The sequence below is a fragment of the Acidovorax sp. NB1 genome, assembly GCF_005405905.1.
Classification (GTDB): domain Bacteria; phylum Pseudomonadota; class Gammaproteobacteria; order Burkholderiales; family Burkholderiaceae_C; genus Acidovorax.
The window spans coordinates 247,382-271,877 of sequence record NZ_BJHU01000030.1 but is presented as its reverse complement, the minus strand read 5'-3'; the positions used below and the strand labels follow the sequence as shown (position 1 = coordinate 271,877).

At 66.2% G+C, this 24,496-nt stretch carries 25 protein-coding genes and 1 riboswitch; of the genes, 12 read left to right on the top strand and 13 right to left on the bottom strand.

The genetic code is table 11. The features are described from left to right. Window positions 1-27 precede the first annotated feature (27 nt). The gene (gene thiD, locus AvAM_RS16480) at window positions 28-903 is read left to right on the top strand and encodes a bifunctional hydroxymethylpyrimidine kinase/phosphomethylpyrimidine kinase (RefSeq protein ID WP_137748054.1); all 876 of its coding nucleotides are present in this window, start codon (window positions 28-30) and stop codon (window positions 901-903) included. A 59-nt stretch (window positions 904-962) separates the two neighbouring features. Here the strand turns inward: thiD and AvAM_RS16475 are convergent, their stop codons facing one another. The 13 genes from AvAM_RS16475 to AvAM_RS16415 all read right to left on the bottom strand — a co-directional run bounded on the left by AvAM_RS16475 (window position 963) and on the right by AvAM_RS16415 (window position 14,096). Next, complete coding sequence (locus tag AvAM_RS16475; RefSeq protein WP_137748053.1) at window positions 963-2,243, bottom strand: cytosine permease; 1,281 nt, start codon at window positions 2,241-2,243, stop codon at window positions 963-965. A gap of 72 nt (window positions 2,244-2,315) precedes the next feature. After that, window positions 2,316-2,420: riboswitch (TPP riboswitch) on the bottom strand. A 36-nt stretch (window positions 2,421-2,456) separates the two neighbouring features. Beyond that, window positions 2,457-3,338: an AraC family transcriptional regulator gene (locus AvAM_RS16470; RefSeq protein ID WP_137748052.1), complete on the bottom strand. Its 882-nt coding sequence runs from the start codon at window positions 3,336-3,338 to the stop codon at window positions 2,457-2,459. 16 nt (window positions 3,339-3,354) lie between these two features. After that, on the bottom strand, window positions 3,355-3,714 hold the full coding sequence (locus tag AvAM_RS16465; protein ID WP_137748051.1) for a nuclear transport factor 2 family protein: 360 nt from the start codon (window positions 3,712-3,714) through the stop codon (window positions 3,355-3,357). Between the two features lie 125 nt (window positions 3,715-3,839). Beyond that, window positions 3,840-4,901, bottom strand: coding sequence for an NAD(P)/FAD-dependent oxidoreductase (locus AvAM_RS16460; protein WP_137748050.1), 1,062 nt, complete (start codon window positions 4,899-4,901; stop codon window positions 3,840-3,842). Between the two features lie 127 nt (window positions 4,902-5,028). Then, entirely contained in the window at window positions 5,029-5,358 is a 330-nt protein-coding gene (gene fdxA / locus AvAM_RS16455; protein ID WP_137748049.1) for a ferredoxin FdxA, read from the bottom strand. 114 nt (window positions 5,359-5,472) lie between these two features. Further along, a complete protein-coding gene (locus AvAM_RS16450) occupies window positions 5,473-6,846 on the bottom strand; it encodes a sulfate adenylyltransferase subunit 1 (RefSeq protein ID WP_137748048.1) in 1,374 nt (457 codons plus the stop codon). 14 nt (window positions 6,847-6,860) lie between these two features. Next, window positions 6,861-7,814, bottom strand: a complete 954-nt coding sequence (cysD, locus tag AvAM_RS16445; RefSeq protein ID WP_137748047.1) for a sulfate adenylyltransferase subunit CysD — start codon at window positions 7,812-7,814, stop codon at window positions 6,861-6,863. A 31-nt stretch (window positions 7,815-7,845) separates the two neighbouring features. Then, a complete protein-coding gene (locus tag AvAM_RS16440; RefSeq protein ID WP_137748046.1) occupies window positions 7,846-8,469 on the bottom strand; it encodes a phosphoadenosine phosphosulfate reductase family protein in 624 nt (207 codons plus the stop codon). A gap of 37 nt (window positions 8,470-8,506) precedes the next feature. After that, window positions 8,507-8,893 (bottom strand): DUF934 domain-containing protein, encoded by a 387-nt coding sequence (locus AvAM_RS16435; RefSeq protein ID WP_137748121.1) that lies wholly within the window; start codon window positions 8,891-8,893, stop codon window positions 8,507-8,509. Between the two features lie 48 nt (window positions 8,894-8,941). Next, window positions 8,942-10,726: a nitrite/sulfite reductase gene (locus AvAM_RS16430; protein ID WP_137748045.1), complete on the bottom strand. Its 1,785-nt coding sequence runs from the start codon at window positions 10,724-10,726 to the stop codon at window positions 8,942-8,944. 7 nt (window positions 10,727-10,733) lie between these two features. Further along, window positions 10,734-11,537, bottom strand: coding sequence for a sulfite exporter TauE/SafE family protein (locus AvAM_RS16425; RefSeq protein WP_137748044.1), 804 nt, complete (start codon window positions 11,535-11,537; stop codon window positions 10,734-10,736). A gap of 131 nt (window positions 11,538-11,668) precedes the next feature. Further along, on the bottom strand, window positions 11,669-13,630 hold the full coding sequence (gene mnmC / locus AvAM_RS16420) for an FAD-dependent 5-carboxymethylaminomethyl-2-thiouridine(34) oxidoreductase MnmC (protein WP_137748043.1): 1,962 nt from the start codon (window positions 13,628-13,630) through the stop codon (window positions 11,669-11,671). Window positions 13,631-13,823: 193 nt separating this feature from the next. Continuing rightward, complete coding sequence (locus AvAM_RS16415; RefSeq protein WP_010461281.1) at window positions 13,824-14,096, bottom strand: oxidative damage protection protein; 273 nt, start codon at window positions 14,094-14,096, stop codon at window positions 13,824-13,826. A gap of 159 nt (window positions 14,097-14,255) precedes the next feature. On the opposite strand from AvAM_RS16415, the gene AvAM_RS16410 reads away from it, so the two are divergent. The 11 genes from AvAM_RS16410 (at window position 14,256) to AvAM_RS16360 (ending at window position 24,450) form a co-directional block, all read left to right on the top strand. After that, entirely contained in the window at window positions 14,256-15,278 is a 1,023-nt protein-coding gene (locus tag AvAM_RS16410; RefSeq protein WP_137748042.1) for a sulfate ABC transporter substrate-binding protein, read from the top strand. 192 nt (window positions 15,279-15,470) lie between these two features. After that, window positions 15,471-16,061: an NADPH-dependent FMN reductase gene (gene ssuE / locus AvAM_RS16405; RefSeq protein ID WP_137748041.1), complete on the top strand. Its 591-nt coding sequence runs from the start codon at window positions 15,471-15,473 to the stop codon at window positions 16,059-16,061. A 167-nt stretch (window positions 16,062-16,228) separates the two neighbouring features. Beyond that, window positions 16,229-17,203 carry a sulfonate ABC transporter substrate-binding protein gene (locus tag AvAM_RS16400; RefSeq protein WP_137748040.1) on the top strand — a complete coding sequence of 325 codons (975 nt, stop codon included), beginning with the start codon at window positions 16,229-16,231 and terminating at the stop codon, window positions 17,201-17,203. 33 nt (window positions 17,204-17,236) lie between these two features. Then, entirely contained in the window at window positions 17,237-18,256 is a 1,020-nt protein-coding gene (locus AvAM_RS16395; protein ID WP_137748039.1) for a sulfonate ABC transporter substrate-binding protein, read from the top strand. A gap of 47 nt (window positions 18,257-18,303) precedes the next feature. Continuing rightward, window positions 18,304-19,482, top strand: a complete 1,179-nt coding sequence (gene ssuD, locus AvAM_RS16390; RefSeq protein WP_137748038.1) for an FMNH2-dependent alkanesulfonate monooxygenase — start codon at window positions 18,304-18,306, stop codon at window positions 19,480-19,482. Between the two features lie 36 nt (window positions 19,483-19,518). Further along, a complete protein-coding gene (ssuC, locus tag AvAM_RS16385) occupies window positions 19,519-20,382 on the top strand; it encodes an aliphatic sulfonate ABC transporter permease SsuC (protein ID WP_137748037.1) in 864 nt (287 codons plus the stop codon). 74 nt (window positions 20,383-20,456) lie between these two features. Next, entirely contained in the window at window positions 20,457-21,272 is an 816-nt protein-coding gene (locus tag AvAM_RS16380; protein ID WP_137748036.1) for an ATP-binding cassette domain-containing protein, read from the top strand. Window positions 21,273-21,465: 193 nt separating this feature from the next. After that, on the top strand, window positions 21,466-21,681 hold the full coding sequence (locus AvAM_RS16375) for a molybdopterin-binding protein (RefSeq protein ID WP_094437412.1): 216 nt from the start codon (window positions 21,466-21,468) through the stop codon (window positions 21,679-21,681). A 218-nt stretch (window positions 21,682-21,899) separates the two neighbouring features. Further along, on the top strand, window positions 21,900-22,508 hold the full coding sequence (locus tag AvAM_RS16370) for a TetR/AcrR family transcriptional regulator (protein WP_137748035.1): 609 nt from the start codon (window positions 21,900-21,902) through the stop codon (window positions 22,506-22,508). 156 nt (window positions 22,509-22,664) lie between these two features. After that, window positions 22,665-23,666: an NADP-dependent oxidoreductase gene (locus tag AvAM_RS16365; RefSeq protein WP_137748034.1), complete on the top strand. Its 1,002-nt coding sequence runs from the start codon at window positions 22,665-22,667 to the stop codon at window positions 23,664-23,666. Window positions 23,667-23,742: 76 nt separating this feature from the next. Further along, entirely contained in the window at window positions 23,743-24,450 is a 708-nt protein-coding gene (locus AvAM_RS16360) for an SDR family oxidoreductase (protein ID WP_137748033.1), read from the top strand. Window positions 24,451-24,496 lie beyond the last annotated feature (46 nt).

The window sequence follows — 24,496 nt, the reverse complement described above, 5'->3', positions numbered from 1 at the left end:
GCTAGCGCATAGGCCATAATTTTTGCCATGACTTCTTCGACTCCGTCGCCCTCCACGCCGTCCCCATCCTCCACGCGCCGCTATGTGCGTGTGCTCTCCATTGCAGGCTCCGACAGCGGCGGCGGCGCAGGCATCCAGGCCGACCTCAAGACCTTTGCTGCCCTGGGCTGTTACGGCATGACGGCCATCACCGCCATCACGGCGCAGAACACCTGCGGCGTCACGGGCATCCACGGCATTCCGCCCGAGATGCTCAAGGCGCAGATCGACGCGGTGGTGCAGGACATCGGCGTGGATGCCGTCAAGATCGGCATGCTGCATTCGCCCGAGGTGGTGCGCGTGGTGGCCGACGCCATCCGCAAACACCAGCTGCCCCACGTGGTGCTGGACCCGGTGATGGTGGCCACCAGCGGCGACCGGCTCATCGCTGCAGAAACCGTGAGTGTGCTGGTGCAGGAGCTGTTCCCGCTGGCCGAGGTGATCACCCCCAACCTCGATGAAGCGGGCTGGCTGCTGGGCCGCAAGATCGACGGTGTGGACGCGCTGGACGCCGCCGCGCAGGCTCTGCGCGCGCTGGGCGCCCCGGCCGCGCTGCTCAAGGGCGGACACCTGCCCGGAGACTGGGTAGTGGATGTGCTAGCCCTGCCAGACGGGACCTGCCAGCGCCTCGCATCGCAACGCATTGCCACACACAACGGCCATGGCACCGGCTGCACGCTGTCGTCGGCCATCGCGTCGCACCTGGCGCTGGGCGCGCCCCTGCCGCAGGCGGTGGAACGCGCCCGGGCCTACATCCTGGGTGCCATTGCAGCAGGTGCCGATGTGACCACCGGGCGTGGCCATGGCCCGTTGAACCATGGGTATGCGCCGGTGGCGCAGCAGGTGTTGCGGGAAGAAGTTTGAGTATTTTTGAGCCTCAGCGCCTGCCCATCAAGCGCTGATAGCTCATTAATTGATAGCGATCACTGGCCGCGTGGGCGCGTGGCCCAGGCCAGTGCAAAGCTGAATGCCAGCGCAGGCAGGGCCGAACCCGCACCTGGCAGCACCTGGGGCGCCAGGTGGTACACCGCAATGCCCGCCAGCCAGATGGCCACGGGCGCCGCATTCACCTTGCGCGCCGCCGCCAGCAGGGCGGGCGCATCGGTGCCAAAGGCCAGGCGCCCCAAAATCACGCCAAAGAGGGGCACAAACACCGAGCTGAGCAGCAGCAAAAACGGCTCCAGGCTGTGCATGGGCAGCACCAGCGCCAGCCCCGTGCACAGCGCGGCCACCAGCAGGCCCCACGCGCGCACGCCAAAACGTGGCAGCAGACTGTGGGCCGACACGGCGCCCGAATAGGTGTCGCCATAGGCGTTGTCCACCTCGTCGATCAGGATCAGCGACAGCGCAAGCAGCCCGCCCTGGGCCAGCAGCAGCGCCTGCACCAGGTCCTTGCTGGGCAAGGTCAGCGCCACCAGTACGCCGAGCGAATAGCACCACATGTTGGCCAGCGCATAGCCCAGCCAGGTGCCGCGCAGTGCCGAGCCGCCGTTCTTGCCATGGCGCGCGTAGTCGGCCACCAGCGGCAGCCACGAGATCGGCATGGCAATCACCAGGTCCAGCGCGGGCAACACGCCCATGCCGCCCGCGCCCTGGCGCGTCCACAGCGCTTCAAAACCTTGCGTTTGTGCCAGCGACAGGAACTGCCATGACAGCCACAGCAGCGACAGCACCACCAGCGGCAGCGCGATGTGCGCAATCAGCTTGCGCACCAGCTGCACCATCGATCCGCTGATCAGCAGCATCACCACGCCACCCCACAGCAGTGTGGCCAGCACGGGCCAATGGGCGCCGGCCATGGTGCCGGATTGCTGGCCGATGGCCACGGTGGCATCGCGCATCACCACCAGCTCGAACGTGCCCCAGCCCACCAGCTGCACGATGTTCAGGATGATGGGCAGGCTGGCAAACGTGCGGCCATACACGGCGTGCATCAGCCCCGCGCTGGCCAGGCCGCTGTCGCAGCCCAGCTTGGCCACCCAGCCCAGCAAGCCCGCGCCGACGATGGAGCCGGCCACGATGGCAATCAGCGCTTCTTGGGTGCCCAGCGCAGGCATCAGATACGCCCCCACCTGCATGACGAGCAGACCCACGCCCAGGCTGAACCAGAGCGAGGCGTGGTCATGCCACTGGAAGACGCGGCGGTCGGGGGAGACGGGGGCCAGCGCTTCGTTGGTGGCGTGCGTGGCGGGAGATGAAGACATGCAAAGGCTCCGTAAGCAGATACAGAGCAGGGCGGCGGCCTGCCAGCACGGCCCGAGATCACTCAGAGGCTGGCCAGAACAGACATGCTTCCCTGCGCGAGGATGATCTCAATCAGGTTCAAAGGGACTCTCTCAGTCGGTTCCGGTGGCCCGGTCCCGACACCCCTAGCGTGGGCGCTCCTGGGGGAGCGCGGCGCCATTGTAGTGGGGCGCTCAGGGAGCGGGGCGGCCAATGGGGATCGCGTAGTGCATCACCGAGTCGCCGGATGTCGGGTGGTACTGGGCGCCGTAGATTTCCAGATCCGGCCCCAAAGTGTGCGCATGGTCGGCCGATAGCAGCCAGCTCGCATAGATGTAGTTCACCGTTGCGTCGATATTCTGTGCGGGGCCCCGGTGGGTGAAGCGTGCGTAGGTGGATGCGGGGATTTCCATCGCCACCATACCCTGCGGCAGCGTGCCGAGGTCCTGCACTTCGATGCACGCCAGGTAGCGCAGTTCTTCGGTGTGGGGCCCCGCCGGCGCCACGACGCCATAGCAGACCCCGACCACGGTGTGCTCGATCTCGCCCAGCCGGGGCAGGAACTGTGCCCACAGGGGCGGCAGCTTCTGGCCCAGGTTGTTCTTTTCGGAGTCGATGCCGTAGTAGTCCGTGGGCAGCCCGACCAGCTGCATGGCAGGCTGCTCCCGGATGTCGGGCACCAGGGAGATGTTGTGGTGCAGGTGTGCGATGTAGCTTGTATCGAACCGGATCTTGCGCACGAACAGCGAGCGGTTGCCCATCTTGCGGTACTGCGACGGCGTGATCCGAAAACAATCGCGGAACGCGCGCGTAAAGCTCTCCTGCGTCTCGTACCCTGACGCCAGCGCAATGTCGAGCACGCTCAGCCGCGTGCTGGTCAGCTGCTCCAGCGCCCGGGAGAACCGCCGTGACCGGATGTAGGTCTTGAGGGTCTCGTTGGTCAGGGCCTTGAAGATGCGCTGGAAGTGCCACTGGCTCATCCCCGCCGCCCGTGCCACCTCGCTGAGCTGGATGTCGGATTCGAGATGGGCTTCGATGAAGTCGATGCCCTCTTGGATTTGCCGGAGATAGAGCACGGTGGCATCCGTCCGTTCAAGGGGTGTCAAAAAAGCCGGTCATGGCAACCAGCCGGTTCTGGTCGTTGTACCGGCCATAGCTCACGCCTTCCCCGATCACCTGTCCGCTGCCATCCAGCATGTTCCATTTGGCAATGCTTTGCTGGTTGTGGCTGGCGAAGTAGTGGGTCACAAAATGGCCGCCCGGCACCTGGCGGTGGAAGTCGTCCATGTAGGCGGTGAGCTGGCTCCAGCCCTGGGCGGTGGCCAGCGGGTCGTTGTAGGTGCAGTCCGGGTCGAGGGACTGGGAAAACAGGGTCTCCCTGTCTGCAGCCGAGTCGGTCTTCCACGACGCGGTGTAGGTGTCCCAGATGGATTGAAGGGGTTGTTGGCTCATGGTGCGCTCCTGGTGGGTGGATGGAGACGCATCGTGCCGGGCGCCTGCGCGCCTTTTGGACATTTTGTGCTTATTTGTGGGCGCGCCGTGCTGCCTTGACGTAGCGCTGCCCTGACGCGCCAGGACTATGCGCCGACGGAAGGGGCAGATGCAGGCACCGGCGACACCCCCAGCAACTGGTGTAGGCGTGGGCTGGTGGTGGTGTATTGCAACGCCACCTTGTCGCCCTTGAGCGCCTCAGCCGCGCCAAAGGCGGCCAGTGTGGCTTCGTGGAAGCCGCACAGGATGAGCTTGCGCTTGCCGGGGTAGGTGTTGATGTCGCCCACGGCGTAGATGCCCGGCACGCTGGTGCGGAAGCACTCGGTGTCCACCACCAGCTGTTTGCGGTCCATGGCGATGCCCCAATCGGCAATGGGACCGAGGCGGGGCGAGATGCCCAGCACCGCCACCAGCACGTCCAGCGCCAGGGCACGGGTGCTACCGTCCGCATTCACGACTTGTAGTGCGGTGAGGCGGTCGCCCGCAGTGTCGATGCCGGTGATCTGCGCAGCCTCGACCTGGATGCGCCCCGCATCGCGGAGTTGCTGCAGGCGCTGCAGCAGCACATCCGGGGCCTGGAACACATCGCGGCGGTGCAGCAGGCTCACGCGGGCGGCCTGGCCTTGCTCGGCCAGCTCCACGGCGCGGGCCACAGCGGGCTCGTCCCCGCCGTGCACGACCACATGGAGGCCGCTCACATCCAGGCTGGCGGGTAGGTTCTGGTAGTGCAGCTGGGTGCCTGCAAACCGCTCGATGCCGTCCACCTTGAGCGTACGCGGCACAAAGGCGCCCACGCCTGCAGCAATGAACACGCTGCGGGCCAGAAGCTTCGCGCCTTGGGGTGTTTCGACCAACAGGCGCCCGTCAGGCTGCACCATGAGGGCCGATACCAGCGTGTTCAGGTGCCACTGGGTCTTGAACGGCGCGATCTGCCGCAGCAAAAGATCCGCCAGCTCGCGCCCTGTGCAGACCGGGATGCCCGGAATGTCGTAGATGGGTTTGTCGCCATACAGCTCGACGCACTGGCCGCCCGTATGGGGCAGGGCGTCGATGACAGAGGCGGTGATGCCTTGCAGGCCCAACTGGAAGACTTGGAACAGGCCCACGGGGCCTGCGCCGATGACGACGGCGTCGGTTTCTTGAATCATGCCGGTGCCACCATGCGCGCGGCGACCGATACTGGCGCGGCCCCAAGCCAGTGCCACCGTGGAACTGGCTTTGCCAGGCCACGGGTGGCGTCCCCCTTGGGGGATGGCGCGAAGCGACTCAGGGGGGTCACTTGATCAGGTCGTTGACCTTGCCGGGCTTACCGTTCCACTCGTCGGCGTCGGGCAGTGCGGGCTTGCGCTTGGTGATGCTCTTCCAACCGTCGGCAAAGGCCAGGTCAGCGTTGAGCTTGATGAAGGCGATCTGGTCTGCCGGCAGGTCTTCTTCGGCAAAGATGGCGTTGGCCGGGCACTCGGGGATGCAGACGGCGCAGTCGATGCATTCGTCAGGATCGATGACGAGCATGTTCGGGCCTTCGCGGAAGCAGTCCACGGGGCACACGTCCACACAATCGGTGTACTTGCACTTGATGCAGTTTTCGGAGACGACGTGGGTCATGACAGGAGTTGTGTGGGTCGGTGAAAACCCTCGATTTTAAAAGCTTTCACCGACCTTTGGTTACAGGGTCCCTCACCCTGATGGGGTGACTGGGGGTTGGGGTGCTGATTTGGATCAGTTGACCAGCACGGCGCCAGCGGTCTTGTGGCTGGCGGTGTCCACCAGGATCAGCGAGCCCAGCACGCGGGCGGTGCCAAACGCGGCGGCCGGGATGGCCTCTTGCAGCACGAGCTGGACATGGCCAATGGCGTTGGGGTCGAGCTGCGTGGCGTTTTCTTCGGCCAGCGTGTTGATGTTGAGTTTGTGCACCACGGCCTTGACCTTGGCCTTGACCCAGCGGTGGCCGTGCAGCGCCCAGTACACGCGGCCAGCGACCAGGGGCTCGTCGTCCATCCAGGCGATGGTGGTTTGCAGCTCGCGGCTGGCGGGCCAGGCCGGGGTGGCGGCGGGCGTGTCGCCAAAGTCGTCGTCGGCAGCAGGCGCGGTGGCTGACGTGGGCGCGGCCAGGATCCAGTCGCCGCGCGACACGTCCACCTCGCGGTCGAGGATGATGCCTGCGCTGGTGCCTGCGGGCACATCGGTGGGGCGGCGGGCGTGGTCCAGCACCTGGGCCACGGTGGCCAGCTGGCCGCTGGGGAAGACCTGCACGGCGGTGCCGGGCGCAAAACTGCCAGCAGCCACGCGGCCCCAGAACACGCGGCGGCCCTGGCTGGTGTCGGACGACGACGAGAACTTCTCGACCCACTGCACAGGGAAGGCGGGGGCCAGCGCCGTGTCGGCAGGCGTGTTGGGCAGCACTTCGAGCACCTGCAGCAGCGTGGGGCCTTCGTAGCCGCACCAGCCTGCGTGGGCATCAACCACGTTCCAGCCCTTGAGGGCGGACACGGGCACCGTGGCGCGCACGGTGATGCCTGCGGCCTGCGCGAAGGACTGCAGCGCGCCCTGGATGTGCTTCCAGGCCAGTGCTGGGTCTTCCACGGCGTCGAGCTTGTTCACGGCAAACACCAGCGAATGCACGCGCAGCAGGTGGGCCAGCAGGCTGTGGCGGCGCGTCTGGGGCAGCAGGGCGAGGTCGGCGTTTTTCCAGTCGAGCTTGGTCGCATCGACCAGCACCACGGCGGCGTCGGCGCTGCTCGCAGCCGTGACCATGTTGCGGGTGTACTGCTCGTGGCCGGGTGCGTCGCCGATGATGAACTTGCGCTCTTCGGTGGCGAAGTAGCGGTAGGCCACGTCGATGGTGATGCCTTGCTCGCGCTCGGCGGAGAGGCCGTCGGTCAGCAGCGCCAGGTCGGTCTCGCCCTGGCGCTGCACGCCGGCCAGGTGGTCCTGCAGCACGGCCTTGCTGTCCACCAGCAGGCGGCCGATCAGCGTGCTCTTGCCGTCATCCACGCTGCCGCAGGTGATGAACTTGAGGGCGGAAACATGGTCGTTTTGGGCCTTGTCGCCTGTCTGGTGAGCGTTGGCAGCTATTGAATTGATAGTAGTCATCAGAAATACCCGTCTCAGAAATAGCCGTCTTTTTTACGCTTCTCCATCGAAGCGTCGGAAGTCTTGTCGTCCATGCGCGTGGCGCCGCGCTCGCTCACATCGGCGGCCAGGGTCTCGATGACGATCTCGGCCGGCGTAGCGGCCGTGCTCTCCACCGGTGCGGTGCAGGTGATGTCGCCCACGGTGCGGAAGCGCACATCGCGCGTTTCCACCACATCGCCGTCGCGCGGCGGGGTCAACTCGGTCACGGGCATTAACAGGCCCTTCTTGTCCACCACCTGGCGCTTGTGCGTGTAGTAGATGCTGGGCAGCGCGATGTTCTCGCGGTCGATGTACTGCCACACATCGAGTTCGGTCCAGTTGCTGATGGGGAACACGCGGAAGTGTTCATTGGGCTGCAGGCGGGTGTTGAACAGGGTCCACAGCTCGGGGCGCTGGGCCTTGGGCTGCCATTGGCCGAAGCTGTCGCGATGGCTGAAGATGCGCTCTTTGGCACGCGCCTTTTCTTCGTCGCGGCGGGCGCCGCCGATCAGGGCGTCAAAGCGGAATTCCTCAATCGCTTCGAGCAGCGTGACCGACTGGTGCACGTTGCGCGATTCGCCCGGGTGGGACAGGCGCACGGTGCCGCGTGCCATCGAGTCCTCCACGCTTCGCACGATCAGCTCGGCACCCAGTTCCTTCGCGCGGAAGTCACGGAAGTCCGTCACCTCAGGGAAGTTGTGGCCCGTGTCGATCATGAGCAGCGGGTAGGGGATACGGCCCGCGCCAAAGGCTTTTTCAGCGCACTTGAGCATCACCAACGAATCCTTGCCGCCCGAGAACAGCAGGGTGGGGCGCTCGAAGGCGGCGGCGACTTCGCGCAGGATGAAGATGGTTTCTTCTTCCAGCGCGTCCAGGTGCGAGTTGTTCAGGTGGTAGCTCATGTTGTTGTCGTTCTGCAGCAGCGCAGCATCGGTGCGGGCGTTCATGGTCGGATGCGGGTTGGGCGGAGCTGGGTGCTCAGTGCGCAATGTGAAGACCGCACTCGCGGTTGTCTTCGCCCTTGGTCGGGTCCACGTAGTCGAAGTTGTTGGGCAGGCCGTGCTTCACGCAGTACTCGTGCAGGTCCTTGGACGACCAGTGCAGCAGCGGCGCCACCTTGATGAGGCCGTCGGGGTTGATGCTGACCGGGTCCATCTGGGCGCGCACGGCGGTGTCGGTGGCGCGCAGGGCGGTGAACCACACCTGGGGCGCGGTCTCGCGCAGGGCGCGGGTGAAGGGCTCCAGCTTGACTTCTTCGGTGAAGGCGGTGTGGCGTGGGTCGTCCAGCGCGGGCGTGGGGCCTTCCACGGCTTCGCGGTGCGCGCGCGAGCGGCGGGGCAGATAGATCTGCAGCTTCAGGCCCAGTTGCTTCGTCACTTCGTCGGCAAAGCGGTAGGTGGCTTCGGTGTTGTAGCCGTTGTCCATCCAGACCACGGGCACATCGGGGTTGACCTGCGTGACCATGTGCAGGATCACTGCCTCGAAGGGGCGGAAGTTGGTGGTGACGATGGGGCGCTGGCCCAGGCCCAACGCCCAGGCGACGAGGCCTTCTGCGTTGTGGCCGAGTTCGGCGTTGATGCGTGCGAGATCGAATTGGCTCATGGTGTGGGGCTCAGGAAGGCGGGGGCCGGGCTGCCGTTCAGGCGGCCTTGCCGGCAAACAGCGGCTGGGGGTTGACGGCGTCGCCCTGGTAGAAGCCAGGGAACATTTCAAACTGGCGCTGGGCATCGGCGGGGTCCACGCCCTCGCGCAGCACGGCGCTGCTGAAGCCCGTGCGCTGCATCTGCACCAGCTGGTCGATCAGCACGTCGCCCGTGGCGCGGATCTCGCCCGCAAAGCCGCGGCGGCGGCGCAGCAAAAACGCCTGGCTGAACGCGCGGCCATCGGTGAAGCTGGGGAAATGCAGGTCCACACGGGCCACGCCTTCCAGTGGCAGGGCCAGGGCGTCGGCATCGTTGGGCAGGGCCACCGTGCGGGCATCGCCCTCTGCAGGCGGCTGGTGGTCTTGGGCGGCGAGTAGTTTCAACATCTTGTCTGTGGGGCTGGGCTGTGGGCTGGTCTATCGGGTGCCAGCTCAGGCAGCGGCGGTTTCTGGTTCTTTGTGGCGGGCAAGCTTTGCGGCTTCCTTGAACGGGTCCAGGCCCGCGCGGCGCACGGCCGCCTGGAAGGTTTCGCCGCTTTCGCGCAGGTCGCGGTAGGTGCTGAGCACCGCCTCGATCACGTCGGGCACTTCGGCCGCCGAGAACGAGGGGCCGATCACCTTGCCCGCCACGGCAGCGCCCGACAGGTCGGAGCCATCGGAGCCGCCCAGCGTGACCTGGTACCACTCCTTGCCGTCCTTATCGACGCCCAGGATGCCGATGTGGCCGCTGTGGTGGTGGCCGCAGCTGTTGATGCAGCCGCTGATGTGCAGGTCGATCTCACCGATGTCGTCCAGCTCGTCCAGGTCTTGATAACGCTGGGTGATGGCTTCGGCAATCGGCAGCGAGCGGGCGTTGGCCAGCGCGCAGAAGTCGCCACCGGGGCAGGCGATCATGTCGGTGAGCAACTGCACGTTGGCGCTGGCCAGGCCCAGGGCCTTGGCCTCGTTCCACAGGTCGAACAGGCGGCTGGCGTGCACCCAGGGCAGCAGCACGTTCTGGTCGTGCGTCACGCGGGCTTCACCGGCGGAATACTTGTCCACGAGGTCGGCCAGGGCGATGAGCTGGTCGCTGGTGGCATCGCCGGGCGACTGGCCAGGGCGCTTGAACGACAGCGTCACGGCACGCAATTGGGGGTTCTGGTGCGCGTGCACATTGCGCTGCAGCCAGCGGCCAAACATCACGTGTTCTGCGGCCTGGGCGTCCAGCTGGGCTTGCAGGGCCTCTGGCGCCACGTCGGCAATGTCAGCCAACTTCGGGGCCACAAAGCAGGCGGCCACGCGGTCAAATTCGGCCTGCGGGATGGTGTGGGGGCCACCGTCAATCTCCAGAATCTGGCCGTATTCGGCTTCCACATCGTCGATGTACTGCTGGCCTTCGGACTTCACCAGAATCTTGATGCGGGCCTTGTACTTGTTGTCGCGGCGGCCGTGCTCGTTGTACACGCGCACGATGGCCTCGATGTAATTCATGATCTGGTTCCAGGGCAGGAACTCGCGGATCACGGTGCCAATCACCGGAGTGCGGCCCATGCCACCGCCCACAAAGACCTTGAAGCCGATCTCACCCGCATCGTTCTTGACCAGGTGCAGGCCCACGTCGTGCCAGCCGGTGGCAGCGCGGTCGTCCTTGGCGCCGGTGATGGCGATCTTGAACTTGCGGGGCAAAAACGCGAACTCGGGGTGCAGCGTGGACCACTGGCGGATCAGCTCCGCATAAGGGCGTGGGTCCACGATCTCATCCACCGCGATGCCTGCCAGGGCATCGGTGGTGGTGTTGCGGATGCAGTTGCCGCTGGTCTGGATGCCGTGGAGCTGAACGCTGGCCAGAAGGTCCATCACGTCGGCGCTTTTGGACAGCGGAATCCAGTTGAACTGCACATTGGTGCGGGTGGTGAAGTGGGCGCAGTTCTTGGGCAAAAAGGTGGTGCCCAGCTTGCCCTGGCCTTCCATGGCGGCCTTGAAGACTGCCGCTTCGGGCTCGTCGTATTCGCGGGCAATCTGCGCCAGCACGCGCAGCTGGCGGCTGGCGATCTCGCCATAGGGCACGGCCACGCGCAGCATGGGCGCGTAGCGCTGCACGTACCAGCCGTTTTGCAGGCGCAGGGGGCGGAAGTCGTCTTCGCTCAGCTTGCCGGTCTGCCAGCGCGTGAGCTGGTCACGGAACTGCGCGGCGCGTTGCTTGACGAACTGGGTGTCGAAGGCGGTGTATTGGTACATAGGGGACTCAGATCAGAATCAGTTTGAAGCCTGCCCAGGCCAGCAGAATGGACAAGGCGGAGCGAATCAGGCGCTCGGGTGTGCGGGTGACCAGGCGCGAACCCAGCCAGATGCCCGGCAGCGAGCCAGCCAGCAATTGTGCAAGCAAAGGCCAGTCCACCGAGCCCAGTGAGGCATGGCCCAGGCCCGCCACCAGGGTCAAGGGCACGGCATAGGCAATGTCGGCGCCGATGATGCGCGGCAGCGGCAGCAAGGGGTAGACCAGCAGCAGCACCGTGACACCGATGGCGCCTGCGCCCACCGAGGTGAAGGTGACCAGCGTGCCAATCACGGCGCCCAGCAGCACGGGCAGGCTCCAGTGGCGGGGGCGGGTGGGGTCGCCGGTCTGGGTTTTGCGGGCGGCCGCTTCGGCTGCCTGGCGCTGGGCGGAAAAGGCAATCACCTTGTAAAGCGTGGCCGCTGCGGTGAGCAGCAGGGCAAAGCCCAGCGTGGTCGTCATGATGGCTTGCGCAGCGCCGCTGGCCGGGCCCATCACCTTGAGCGCCCACAGCGCGAGCAGCGCGGCCGGAATGCTGCCTGCACACAGCTGGCCCACCACTTTCCAGGGCACCAGGCGCTGGCGGGCCAGGCTCACGGTGCCGCCCATCTTGGTGAAGGCCGCAAACAGCAGGTCGGTGCCCACGGCCATGTGGGGCTTCACGCCAAAGAAGAAGATCAGGATCGGCGTCATGAGCGAGCCACCGCCCACACCCGTCAGGCCCACGATGAGCCCGACGGCAAAGCCCGCAAAAACAAACGCCAATTCATGCATGGCGGCGAATGTAGAGGGGCTTCTTATGGATGCAAACTATTGTTTTGCTCTGCCAATATGTCTATTTGTTTATAAGCAAGGATTGGCGCGGGCTGGCAGGGTGGCTGCTGGGGCCGCCTGCCGCGCTGGAGCTACTGCAGGCGCTCGGTGCCCAGCGCCTTCGCCAGCCGCGCATCCAGCGGCAGCGGCTCGCCCTGCAGGCGGGCGGCCAGCAGCTCGCCGCACAAAAGTGCCAGCGTCAGCCCGCGCGCGCCCATGGCCGTGCTGGCCCACAGGCCCGGCAGCAGGGCCGCAGCCACGGGGCCCACGATGGGCAGGCGGTCGGGTGCGGTGCAGCGCACGGCAGCCCAGGTGCGCAGGGCGGGGGGCTCGCCGGGGGCGGGCTGGGGCGCCGGAGCGTTCAGCGCCCGGGCGAACAGGGGTTCCAGCTGGGGGGCGATGCCGGGCAGCAGGTCCTGCAGCTTGGCCCAGTTGGTGGCGTGGGCAGCGTGGATGTCGGCATCGGTCGGCGGCAGGGCCTGCACATCGCGCTCGAAGGTGGAGCCCATCACCCAGCCTTGGTCTCCATCGGCTTGATTGCCCAGCGGGAAGCGGGGCACCAGGTTGCCGTTGCCATTGGCCGGAAACGGAATCCATGGCCGCAGCGGCGTTGCCGGATCGGTATGCACGCCCCACGACACCTGCCCGCGCACCGGCTGCAGCGGCCAGCGGTGGTTCAGCAGGGCCAGGCTGCCCGCGCCTGCGGCAATGACCACGGTGGGCGCCTCGGCCAGCACCTGGCCCTCGGCATCGAGCGCCTGCCAGGTGGTATCAGCCGGGCCGTGAGCGGTGGCGGGTGACTCTGCACGCCGCAACTGGGCCACTGCGCAATTCCCCCGCCATTGAATGCCAGGCTGACCCAGCAAGGCTTTGGCCAGGCGCGCCGGGCGCACCCAGCCCGCCTGGTGGTGCCAGCAGGCGGTCGCGTCAGGCGGCAACTGGGCAGCGGCCAGGGCCGCAGATGGCGCAGGCTCGCTCCAGGCGGCGCCTGGCCCTTGCGTCCAAGTGGGTGACAGGCCGGGGCTGCCATCGGTGCGGTGCTCCAGCACGCCGCAATGCGCCCAGTCCGCACCCTCGTTCAGCAGCCAGCGTGCCTGCTCCAGCGTGGTGCGGATGCCGCTGCGCGACAGGCGCGACAGCACGCTGTCGTCGGGCGACACATGGGGGGCGAACACCCCGGCAGGCAGCGCCGAGGCGCCTGATGCAGGCTCGGGTGCCTGGTCCAGCACCGTGACTTGCCAGCCGCGCCGGGCCAGGCTGGCAGCGGCGGCTGCGCCCGCAATGCCGCCACCGATCACGATGCAGGGGCCGGGCGGGGAGGGTGCCGGCGCGGCCCCCGCCTGGCGAGACGTGCGCGGCTCCCAGGAGGGGTTGTAGGTGGCATGCAGGTTGTCGCGCTTGGGTGGCACGCCGGGCACGCGGTTCACTTCAAAGCCACATTGCGCCAGCGCATCACGCACAGCGCGGGCGATGGTCCAGGTAGCCAGCTGGGTGCCGCGCCGGCAACAGCGCGCCACGGCCTTCAGGGTGTGCAGGTCCCAGCTGTCGGGGTTGCGCTGGGGGCTGAAGCCGTCGAGGTAGATGGAGTCCACCGTCAGGCTCTGCTGGCGCAGCATGGCCTGGGTGTCGCCCACATACAGGGTGAGCAGCACGCGGCCCTCGTCAAAACGCAGGCAGTGCACGCCCGGCAGCAGGCCCCACCATTGCTGGTGCAGTGCTTCGGCCAGCGGGGCCAGGTCGGGGTGGACCGAGGTGGCGCGCAGCAGGTCGGCCGCGCTCACAGGCCAGGCCTCGGTCGATACAAAGTGCAGCAGCGTGGGGCGCTCTGGGTCGGCCCGCCAGGCGGCCCAGGTCACCAGGAAGTTCAGGCCAAAGCCGAATCCGGTTTCCAGAATGCGCCACTGCGGCTGCCCGGCCCAGGCCTCGGGCAGGCCGCAGCCGTGCAGAAACACGCGGCTGGCCTGGGTGAGGCCGCCGTTTTCACTGTGGTAGCGGTCGCCGAAGCGGGGGCTGTAGGGGGTGCCGTCCGGCAGCCACTCGATGGGTTCAGTCATGGGAACGGCAAAAGGCCGGCGTGGCGCCGGCCTGTTGGAAAGGGAAGGCGGGTTTTACCGCGAACCGCTCCGGGGTGCGTTGCGCTGCGTCATGCGCTGGGCGGGACGTAACCCGCCGCAGCGTCTGCACCGCCGCCAAAGAAGTGATTTTGGCGAAACCATTTCTTGCAGCGCTGCACTTCGCGTCGCTCCGTTACGCGCTGGGCGGGACGTAACCCGCCGCAGCGTCTGCACCGCCGCCAAAAAAGTGGTTTTCCATCTGTCGTGCCAGATATTGGCGGGCCCGCGCATCCGCCAGGTTCAGCCGGTTTTCATTGACCAGCATGGTCTGGTGCTTGAGCCAGCCCGCCCAGGCTTCCTTGCTCACGCTTTCCCAGATTCGTTTGCCCAGTTCGCCGGGGTAGGGCGGAAAGTCGAGGCCTTCGGCTTCCTTGCCGAGCTTGATGCATTGAACGGTGCGTGCCATGGGAATTCCTTGTAGTGGAAGCGAGCGAAAAAAGGCTTCGCTCAGATGATTTGGATATTAAGAACTGAAATCTCAGTAGTTCCAGTTTTGAAGAGGGCCTTCCAGAATGCGTTCCATCGGTGTTTTGCACCGCAACACATTCATAAAAGAGGCCCTTCCATGAACTTTCGCCGCGACTTTATCAAGTTTCCCTTCGCCGCCGCCCTGGTGGGCAGTTTGGCCCTGACGGCATTGCCGTCGTTTGCGCAGTCTGTGACGCTGCTCAATGTGTCGTACGACCCGACACGCGAGCTGTATGTGGACTTCAACCAGGCCTTTGCCAAGCACTGGAAGGCCAAGACCGGCCAGGACGTGACCATCAAGCAAAGCCACGGTGGCTCGGGCAAACAGGCCCGCTCCATCATCGACGGGCTGGACGCCGATGTGGCCACGCTGGCCCTGGCAGGCGACACCGATGCGCTGCACACCAACGGCGGCTGGATCCCCAAGGACTGGCAAAAGCGCCTGCCACACAACAGCTCGCCCTACACCTCGACCATCGTGCTGGTGGTGCGCCAGGGCAACCCCAAGGGCATCAAGGACTGGGACGACCTGGTGCGGGCCGACGTGAAGGTGATCACGCCCAACCCCAAGACCTCGGGCGGCGCGCGCTGGAACTACCTGGCCGCGTGGGAATTCGCCAAGCGCAAATATGGCGGTGACGCCAAGGCCAAGGACTTCGTGGCCAAGCTGTATGGCAACGTGCCCGTGCTGGACACCGGCGCGCGCGGCTCCACCATCACGTTTGCGCAGCGCAACCAGGGCGACGTGCTGATCGCCTGGGAGAACGAGGCCTACCTGCTCGAAAAAGAGTTCGGCACCAAGTTCGACGTGATCGCCCCCTCGATCTCCATCCTGGCCGAGCCTGCCGTCTCGGTGGTGGACAAGAACGTGGACAAGAAGGGCACCCGCGCTGTGGCCGAGGCCTACCTGCAGTACCTCTACACCGAAGAAGGCCAGGACATTGCGGGCAAACACTTCTACCGCCCCGCCGTGTCCGACAAGGCCAAAGCCAAGTACGCCAAGCAGTTCCCCAAGCTGAACCTGTTCACCATCAACGACGCGTTTGGTGGCTGGGACAAGGCGGCCAAGGATCACTTTGCCGACAACGCGAGCTTCGACCAGATCTACACACGCAAGTGAGCAGGTAAGTAAGCCAGCAAGCCTGCCCGCCTCTGCGCGCGGCAAGGTAGCCCCCGTCTTCATGAAGGAAACCCAGCCCCTGTGGGCCGGGTGGGGTGCTGCACGTCCTTTTTATAAGAAAAAACAGCCTTCTGCGCGCGTCCATCAAGCGCTGATAGCTATCAAAACAGTAGTATTCAAGGAGTCCACACCATGTCCGCCTTGCTCATCGCCGGCAGCCCCTCGGAGCGCTCCCGCTCCGCCGCCTTGCTCGACGCCGTGGCCCAGCGCCTCTCGGTGCGCGGTGCGCTGGTGGACCGCATCCACATCCGCGACCTCTCGCCCCAGGCGCTGCTGCTGGCCGACTTTGGGCACCCCACGGTGGTGCATGCCATCGACCAGGTGGCCGACGCCAGTGTGCTGGTGGTGGCCACCCCGGTCTACAAGGCGGCCTACAGCGGCGTGCTCAAGGTGTTTCTGGATCTGCTGCCGCAAACCGCCCTCAAGGGCAAGACCGTGCTGCCCCTGGCCACGGGCGGCAGCCCGCACCACATGCTGGCGCTGGACTATGCGCTGCGCCCCGTGCTGCAGTCGCTGGGCGCCAAAAGCATCCTGCCCGGCATCTACGCCACCGACGCCCAGGTCGCGCTCACGCCCGAGGGCACCTACCACGTGCAGGCCGACATTGCCGCCCGGCTGGACGACGCGGTGAACGTGCTGGTGACCGAAACCCTGCGCCCATCGCCCGCCCAGGCCACCCGGTTTGCGCCGGTGCCGTTCTCGCAGGTGCGATGTAGCGTCTGACGCGGGCCCGGCGCTGCGGCAGGCCCGCAGTGCCAGCGCCACCTTCCTTCCCCCTTCGTTTCCATTTTTGATTTTTGCTGCGCCGGGTGCGCGGGCAGGGCGGTGTGCCGCCTGCTGCCAGCCCGCCCGGTGCTCCACCCACCCGATTTGCTGCTGGAACCCGCACCATGAATGAACTGAACCGCTTCTCCCTGCAACGCCGCCACCTGCTGGCCGCCAGTGCTGCCACCGCCGCTGCGGCAGCGCTCCCTACCACCTCTTGGGCCCAGGCCTCTGGCGCGCCCCGCGTTCTGCGTGTGGGCCACCAAAAGGGCTGGCTCTCCATCCTGAAGGGCCGTGGCACGCTCGAAAAGCGCCTGGCTCCGTTGGGGGTGAAGGTCACTTGGACCGAATTCAACGCCGGCCCCGTGCAGCTCGAAGCCCTCAACGTCGGCTCCATCGACTTTGGCGATGTGGGCGAAGCCCCGCCCATCTTTGCCCAGGCTGCGGGTGCGCCGCTGGTGTACGCCGGTGCCACGGTGCCGCGCCCCGCACTGGAGGCGGTGATCGTGCCCAAGGACTCGCCCATCCGCAGCGTGGCCGACCTCAAGGGCAAGCGCGTGGCCTACAACAAGGGCTCCAACGTGCAGTACTTCCTGGTCAAGTTGCTGGAGAAGCACGGCCTGAAATACGGCGACGTGCAGTCCGTCTTTCTGGCCCCGGCCGACGCGCGGGCCGCGTTTGAGCGCGGCGCGGTCGATGCCTGGATCATCTGGGACCCGTTCCTCGCCGCCGCGCAAAAGACGCTGGACGCCCGCCTGCTGGCCGACGCCACGGGCGTGGTCAACAACCGCGCCTACTACTTCACCTCGCGCGAGTTCTCCACCAAGAACGCCGATGTGCTGCGCATCGCGATCGAAGAGGTCAACGCCATCGACACCTGGGCGTCCAAAAACAAGGACGCCGCCGCTGCCGAGCTGTCGGCTGTGCTGGGCCTCGACAAATCCATCACCGAGCTGTACCTGAACCGCGCCCGTTTTGGCACCGCGCCCGTCACGCGCGAGATCCTGGCCGAGCAGCAGGCGATTGCCGACACCTTCTTCGACCTCAAGCTCATCCCCAAAAAGCTCAACCTGCTGCACGCCGCGCCGGTGGACCTTTGAGGGCCTGGTAGCACCGCACTGAAAGGAGTCACCATGGCCCACCTTTCCCTGAGCAACGAGCGCCGCCGCGCGCTGCAACTGCTGGGCGTCACCGCCTTCCACTGGGTGCTGGCCAGCCGCTACGCCCACGCCCAAAGCCCCGCCGTGCCAGGTCCCGAGCAACTGCGCATCGGCTACCAGAAGTCGGCCGTCAACCTGGTCATCCTCAAGCAGCAGGGTGTGCTGGAGAAGCGCTTCCCCGGCACCCGCGTGAGCTGGCTGGAGTTCCCGGCCGGGCCGCAATTGCTCGAAGCGCTGTCGGTCGGCAGCCTCGAATTTGGCCTGACTGGCGACTCGCCCCCCGTGTTTGCGCAGGCCGCTGGCAAAGACCTGCTCTACGTGGGCGCCGAGCCGCCCAAGCCCGACAGCTCGGCCCTGCTGGTGCTCAAGGACTCGCCCCTGCGCACCCTGGCCGACCTCAAGGGTCGCCGCATTGCCGTGCAAAAGGGCAGCAGCGCCCACTACCTGCTGGTGCGTGCCGTGGAGCGCGCGGGCCTGCAGTGGGCTGATATCCAGCCCGTGTACCTGGCCCCGGCCGATGCGCGCGCCGCGTTCGAGCGCAAGAGCGTGGACGTCTGGGCCATCTGGGACCCGTTTTACGCCGCCACCGAACTCGCCATCCAGCCCCGCGTGCTGGCCACGGGCCGCGACCTTGCCAGCAGCAACAACTCGTTCTACCTGGCGGCCCGCCCGTTTGTGCAAGCCCACCCGCAGGTGCTGCGTGTGCTGTTTGAAGAACTCAGCCGCGCCGACCGCCTGGCGCAAGAGGCGCGCAAGGACGCGATCAAGCTGATTGCCGACTTCAGCGGCCTGGACGCGGGCGTGGTGAGCCTGTTCATCCAGCGCCGCCCCTCATCACCCGTGGGCCTGCTCTCGCCCGCCACCGTGGCCGACCAGCAGCGCGTGGCCGATGCGTTTTTCAAGCTCGGCCTGATCCCCAAACCCGTGAACGTGGCCGACATCGTGTGGCGGCCTGCGGCAGCGCAGTTGGCGGCTGCCAGCGCCAGGCCCTGAGCCGCATGCGCTCGTTGAGTCCATCGAATACCTACCCCGAGGCATCCATGAAAATTTTCTGGTTCATCCCCACCCATGGCGACAGCCGCTACCTGGGCACCGCCAAAGGCGCGCGCCAGCTCAACCACGACTACCTCAAGCAAGTGGCCGTGGCCGCCGACAGCCTGGGCTACGAAGGTGTGCTCATTCCCACCGGCCGCTCGTGCGAAGACCCTTGGGTGGTCGCGTCCAGCCTGTTGCCCGTCACGCGCAACCTCAAGTTTCTGGTGGCGGTGCGCCCCGGTCTGCACCAGCCCGCGCTGGCGGCCCGCATGGCGGCCACGTTCGACCGGCTCTCGGGCGGGCGCTTGCTCATCAACCTGGTCACAGGTGGCGACCAGGCCGAGCTGGAGGGCGACGGCGTTTTTCTGGACCACGCCACGCGCTACGAACAGTCGGCCGAGTTCATCCGCATCTGGCGCGAAATTCTGGCGCGCAGCCACCGGGGCGAAAGCCTGGACTTTGAAGGCCAGCACCTGTCGGTGAAGGGCGCCAAGCTGCTCTTTCCGCCGCTGCAGCAGCCGCACCCGCCCGTGTACTTTGGCGGCTCGTCGCCCGCCGCGCACGACCTGGCGGCCGAGCAGGTCGAAACCTACCTGACCTGGGGCGAGCCACCGGCCGAAGTGGCGAAGAAGTTGGCAGACGTGCGTGCGCGCGCCGCAAAACATGGCCGCACCGTCAACTTCGGCATCCGCCTGCACGTCATCGTGCGCGAGACCGACGCACAGGCCTGGGCCGCTGCCGAAGAACTCATCAGCCATGTGGATGACGACACAGTGGTGCGCGCCCAGGCCGTGTTTGCGCGCATGGATTCCGAGGGCCAGCGCCGCATGGCTGCGCTGCACGCCGGTGGCGCCAAACGCAGCCGCAAGGACCTGGAGATCAGCCCCAACCTGTGGGCGGGCGTGGGCCTGGTGCGCGGCGGCGCGGGCACCGCCCTGGTGGGCGACCCGCAGACGGTGGCCGCACGCATCGAGGAATACGCCGCGCTGGGGCTGGACACGTTTGTGCTGTCGGGCTACCCGCACCTGGACGAGGCGTATCGCTTTGCCGAACTGGTCTTCCCGCTGCTGCCCTTGCCATTGCGCAACCAGCTCGCCAGCGGCAACCCCTTGTTTGGCAACCCGTTGGGCCCGTTTGGCGAAACCGTGGCCAACGACTTCGTGCCACGTGCGTCGCAAAGCTGAGCTGGCCCGAACCTGAACCCCAACGGAACCTGTCCCATGACACAGACCATCAGAGAACTGCAGGTATCCCCGCTGGCCGACGCGGTGGACCTGCCTATCGAAGGGCCCTTGCTGCCCGCACCCGTCGCGCGCTTGGCCAGGCAGATTGCGCAGCGCCTGCTGCCCTGGGCCGTGCCCGTGGGCCTCATCGTGTTGTGGCAGATCGCCTCGTCGCAAGGCTGGCTCTCTACCCGCGTGTTGCCTGCGCCGCTGGAGGTCGTCAAGGCCGCCTGGACCTTGGCCGCCTCGGGCGAGCTGTGGACCCACGTCAAGGTCAGCGCGGGCCGTGCGCTGGCCGGGCTGGCAATTGGCGGCGGCCTGGGGCTGCTGCTGGGCCTGCTCACGGGCTCCATCAAGCTGTTCGAGACGCTGCTCGACTCCACCATCCAGATGGTGCGCAACATCCCCGCGCTGGCGCTCATCCCGCTCGTGATCCTGTGGTTTGGCATTGACGAGTCGGCCAAGCTGTTCCTCATCAGCGTGTCGGTGTTCTTCCCGATCTACCTCAACACCTTCCACGGCATCCGCAATGTGGACCCGGGGCTGATCGAGATGGGGCGCACCTATGGCCTCAGCCGCTGGCAGCTGTACCAGCAGATCATCCTGCCCGGCGCGCTCTCCAGCATCCTGGTGGGGCTGCGGTTCTCGCTGGGACTGATGTGGGTGATCCTGATCGTGGCCGAGACCATCTCGGCACAGGCGGGCATTGGCTACCTCACGATGAATGCGCGCGAGTTTCTGCAGACCGACATCGTGCTCGTGGGCATCCTGCTCTACGCCTTGCTGGGCAAGCTGGCCGACGTGTTTGCCAAGGGGCTCGAACGTTACTGGCTCCGCTGGCATCCCGGTTATCAGGCGTGATGCCTGCTTTGAGCGCCTGAATACTCACATTTTTATAGCTGCTAGCGCTTGATGGACAGGCGCAGGAGGCCATTTTGACTACAAATTTTTCACCACAACAGCAGCACCAGGGTGTGCGCCTGGAAGTGCGCGGCGTAGACAAACGCTATGGCACACGCGACGTGCTCAAGAAGACCGAGCTGGTCATTGAGCCCGGCGAGTTCGTCGCCATCGTGGGCCGCAGCGGCTGCGGCAAAAGCACGCTGCTGCGCCTGGTGGCGGGGCTGGAATCGGTGTCGGGCGGCGTCATTCGCATTGACGGTGACCCGGTGGACGGCTTGAGCAGCAGCACCCGCATCATGTTCCAGGACGCGCGCCTGCTGCCCTGGAAACGTGTGCAGGACAACGTGGCCCTGGGCCTGCCGCCCGCGCAGCGTGGTGCCGCAGCCGATGTGCTGGCCCGCGTGGGCCTGGGCGACCGGCTGGGCGAGTGGCCCGCGCGCCTGTCGGGCGGCCAGCGCCAGCGTGTGGCCCTGGCGCGTGCGCTGGTGCACAACCCACGCCTCTTGCTGCTGGACGAACCCCTGGGCGCGCTCGATGCGCTCACCCGCATCGAGATGCACCGCCTCATCGAAGGCCTGTGGCGCCAGTCAGGCTTTACCGCATTGCTGGTCACCCACGACGTGCAGGAGGCCGTGGCCCTGGCCGACCGCGTGATCCTGATCGAAGACGGCCAGATCGCACTGGACCAGCGCATCGACCTGCCACGCCCGCGCGTGCACGGCGAGGCGGCCTTTGCGCAGCTTGAAAAACGCATCCTCGACCGCGTGCTGCAAAAGCCCGACGTGGAGCCCACCCCCGAACCCACCTGGCCCGGCGTGCCCGCCCACGGGCTGCGCTGGGCGGTGTGAATGAAAGAAGCACCCCCTGAGTCGCTTCGCGCCTTCCCCCTCTCCTTCGGGAGGGGAACGCCACCGGTGGCCTGGCAAAGCCAGTTCCACGGTGGCACTGGCCTGGAGCGCGCCAGTTCCGAGCGCAGCGTTCAACGCTGAGTGATCCGGAATTCCTCATTGTTTTCGTCAACGGACTTTTTAGGAGAACCCCATGTCCATCCAAGCCATCAACGTTCGCAACCAGTTCAAGGGCAAAGTGCGCGAGATCATTCGCGGCGATGTCGTCTCTGAGGTCGATGTCGAAACCCCCTGGGGCATCGTCACCTCTGTCATCACCACCCGCTCGGTGGACGACCTGGGCCTTGCCGTGGGCTCCGATGTGGTGGCGCTGGTCAAGTCCACCGAGGTGTCCATCGCCAAGCTGTGAGCTGATTTTTGGATCAAATAGGCAGTCTGCGCGCTGTGGATGGTTGCAGGCTGCTATTGAAAACGTAGCGAACTTCGCAGCAAGCCAAAGCGGCTCGTACTGCGCACGTCACCTCTCAGGCCTTGTTACAAGGCCTGAGTTTTTGGTGCTGACCAGGCACGGGGCTGGCAGGGATCACCTGCAAGAGGGCCCGCTTGCAGGTGTGTCTGATAAAACGTATGATATGTGTCATGCGAAATAAACAACCCAGTGCCCGAGCCGCTGCCAAGGAGGCGACCCACGAGCGCATCGTGTCGGTGGCCGCGCGGGCGATCCGTCGCAACGGCTACCACGGCACCGGGGTGGCAGACATCATGAAGGAGGCGGGCCTCACGCATGGCGGCTTCTATGCGCACTTCGAATCGCGCGAGGCCATGCTGGCCGAAGCGGCCACGCAGGCCTGTGCCCAGTCTGTGGCCACCGTGGCCGGCGCTGTAGCGGGGGAGCCCGCCTCGCAGGCGATGGCCACCGTGCTCAAGGCCTATCTCTCGCGCCAGCATGTCGAAAGCGTAGAAACCGGTTGCCCTCTGGCCGCGCTGGGCTCTGAAACCTCGCGCCAGTCGCCCGAAGTGCGTCGCGTCTCCACCCGGCACATCAAGGAGATGGTGGACCTGATTGCGCGTCAGTCGCCGCAGTGGGGCCAGCCAGAGATCCATGAGCAGGCGCTCGTCACCCTGTCCACTATGGTGGGCGCCCTGGTGCTTGCCCGGGCGGTGGACGATGCTGCGCTGTCCGACAGCCTGCGCGAGGCCGCGCTCAAGCACCTGTTGCCTGCACCAACGGCCTGACGCAAACCCACTCACCAGGCGCTCTTTTGGATCGTGATCTCCGCGCAATGGCGCGTTTTTTTTGGATTTATATATGATGTTTATCATGCGAAATTGTGAATTAAGCCCATACAGCCCACTGGTGTCCCTTCAGGCTCCCGCCACAAAGGAAGCCCCATGAAAGCCTTTGTTCTGGATCGATACGCCAAGAAGGGCGCGCTCAGGCCCGCCGACGTTCCTGCGCCCTCTTTGCGCGACGACGAGGTGCTGGTGGAGGTGCATGCAGCGGGCGTCAATCCGCTCGACGCCAAGATCCGGGACGGCGAGTTCAAGCTCATCCTGCCCTACAAGATGCCGCTCATCCTGGGGCACGACGTGGCGGGCGTTGTGGTGCGTGTGGGGCCGCGCGTGCGGCAGTTCCAGCCCGGCGACGAGGTCTATGCTCGGGCGGACGACTTTCACATTGGCACCTTTGCGGAACTCATCGCCGTCAAGGAGTCTTCGCTGGCCCTCAAGCCCCGCAGCCTGACCATGGAAGAGGCGGCGTCGATCCCGCTGGTGGCCCTGACGGCCTGGCAGGCTCTGGTCGAGAAGGCCCAGGTGAAAAAAGGGCAGAAGGTCTTCATCCAGGCGGGCTCGGGCGGGCTGGGCAGCATCGCCATCCAGCTGGCCAAGCACCTGGGTGCCACCGTGGCCACCACCGCCAGCGCAGGCAACGCCGCACTGGTCCACAGCTTGGGCGCCGATGTGGTCATCGACTACCGCCAGCAGGACTTTGAAGCGGTGCTGCGCGACTACGACGTGGTGCTGCACAGCCAGGACAGCAAGGCGCTGGCCAAGTCCCTGCGCGTGCTCCAGCGCGGCGGCCAACTCGTCTCTGTCTCGGGCCCGCCAGACCCCACATTTGGCGAAGCCATTCGCGCCCCCGGCTTTGTGCGGATGGTGTTCCGCCTGTTGAGCGCAGGCACCCGGCGCCGCGCTCGGGCGCTGGGCATTGGCTACGGGTTCCTGTTCATGCGGGCAGAGGGCCGCCAGCTGCAAGAGATCACACGCCTGATCGACGCCGGGGCCATCCGCCCGGTGATTGACAAGGTGTTTGCCTTTGACGCCACCAACGAAGCCATCGCCTACGTGGAAACCGGCCGCGCCAAGGGCAAGGTCGTGGTCAAGGTGCGCTGAGCTGTTCGCTGGCTGCGCATCCATCCCTTGTACATCCCATTTGCACATTCATTCCCAACCCACCCTGGAGATTCCCATGAAGATCGAAAACGCTGTTGTCCTCGTCACCGGTGCCAATCGCGGCATTGGCCTGGCTTTTGTCCGCGAGCTGCTCGCACGCGGTGCGCGCAAGGTCTACGCCGCTGCGCGTGACCCATCCACCATCGCCCCGCAACCCGGCGCGCAGGCCTTGCGTCTGGACGTCAACAACCCCGAAGACGTCGCGGCGGCTGCTGCGCTGGCATCCGATGTGACCTTGGTCATCAACAACGCGGGCATCGCCCAGCCTGGCGGCTTCATGGCGGCCGACAGCGAGGAGGTCATGCGCCGCATTTTTGAGACCAATGTCTTTGGCGTGCTGCGCGTCAGCAAGGCCTTTGCGCCTGTGCTGCAGGCCAACGGGGGCGGGGCGCTGCTCAACGTGCTGTCGGTGGCATCGTGGGTGAATGGCGGCGAGCTGGCGGCGTACTCGGCCAGCAAATCAGCCGCCTGGTCGCTCACCAATGCACTGCGCCACGAGCTGGCAGCGCAAAAAACGCAGGTCCTCGGGCTGCACATGGCGTATGTGGACACCGACCTCACGCGCGGCTTCGATGTACCCAAGACCAGCCCGGTTCAGATCGTGCGGCGTGCGCTGGATGGTCTGGAAGCAGGTGCGGACGAGGTGCTGGCCGATGAACTCACGCAGCACGTCAAGCTCGCGATGACGGCCACGCGGCCCAGCTACCTGCCACAGTCTGCCTGAAAAGGCAGCACATGGGCAAGGGGGCGGTGGCAGAGCACGACCGGCC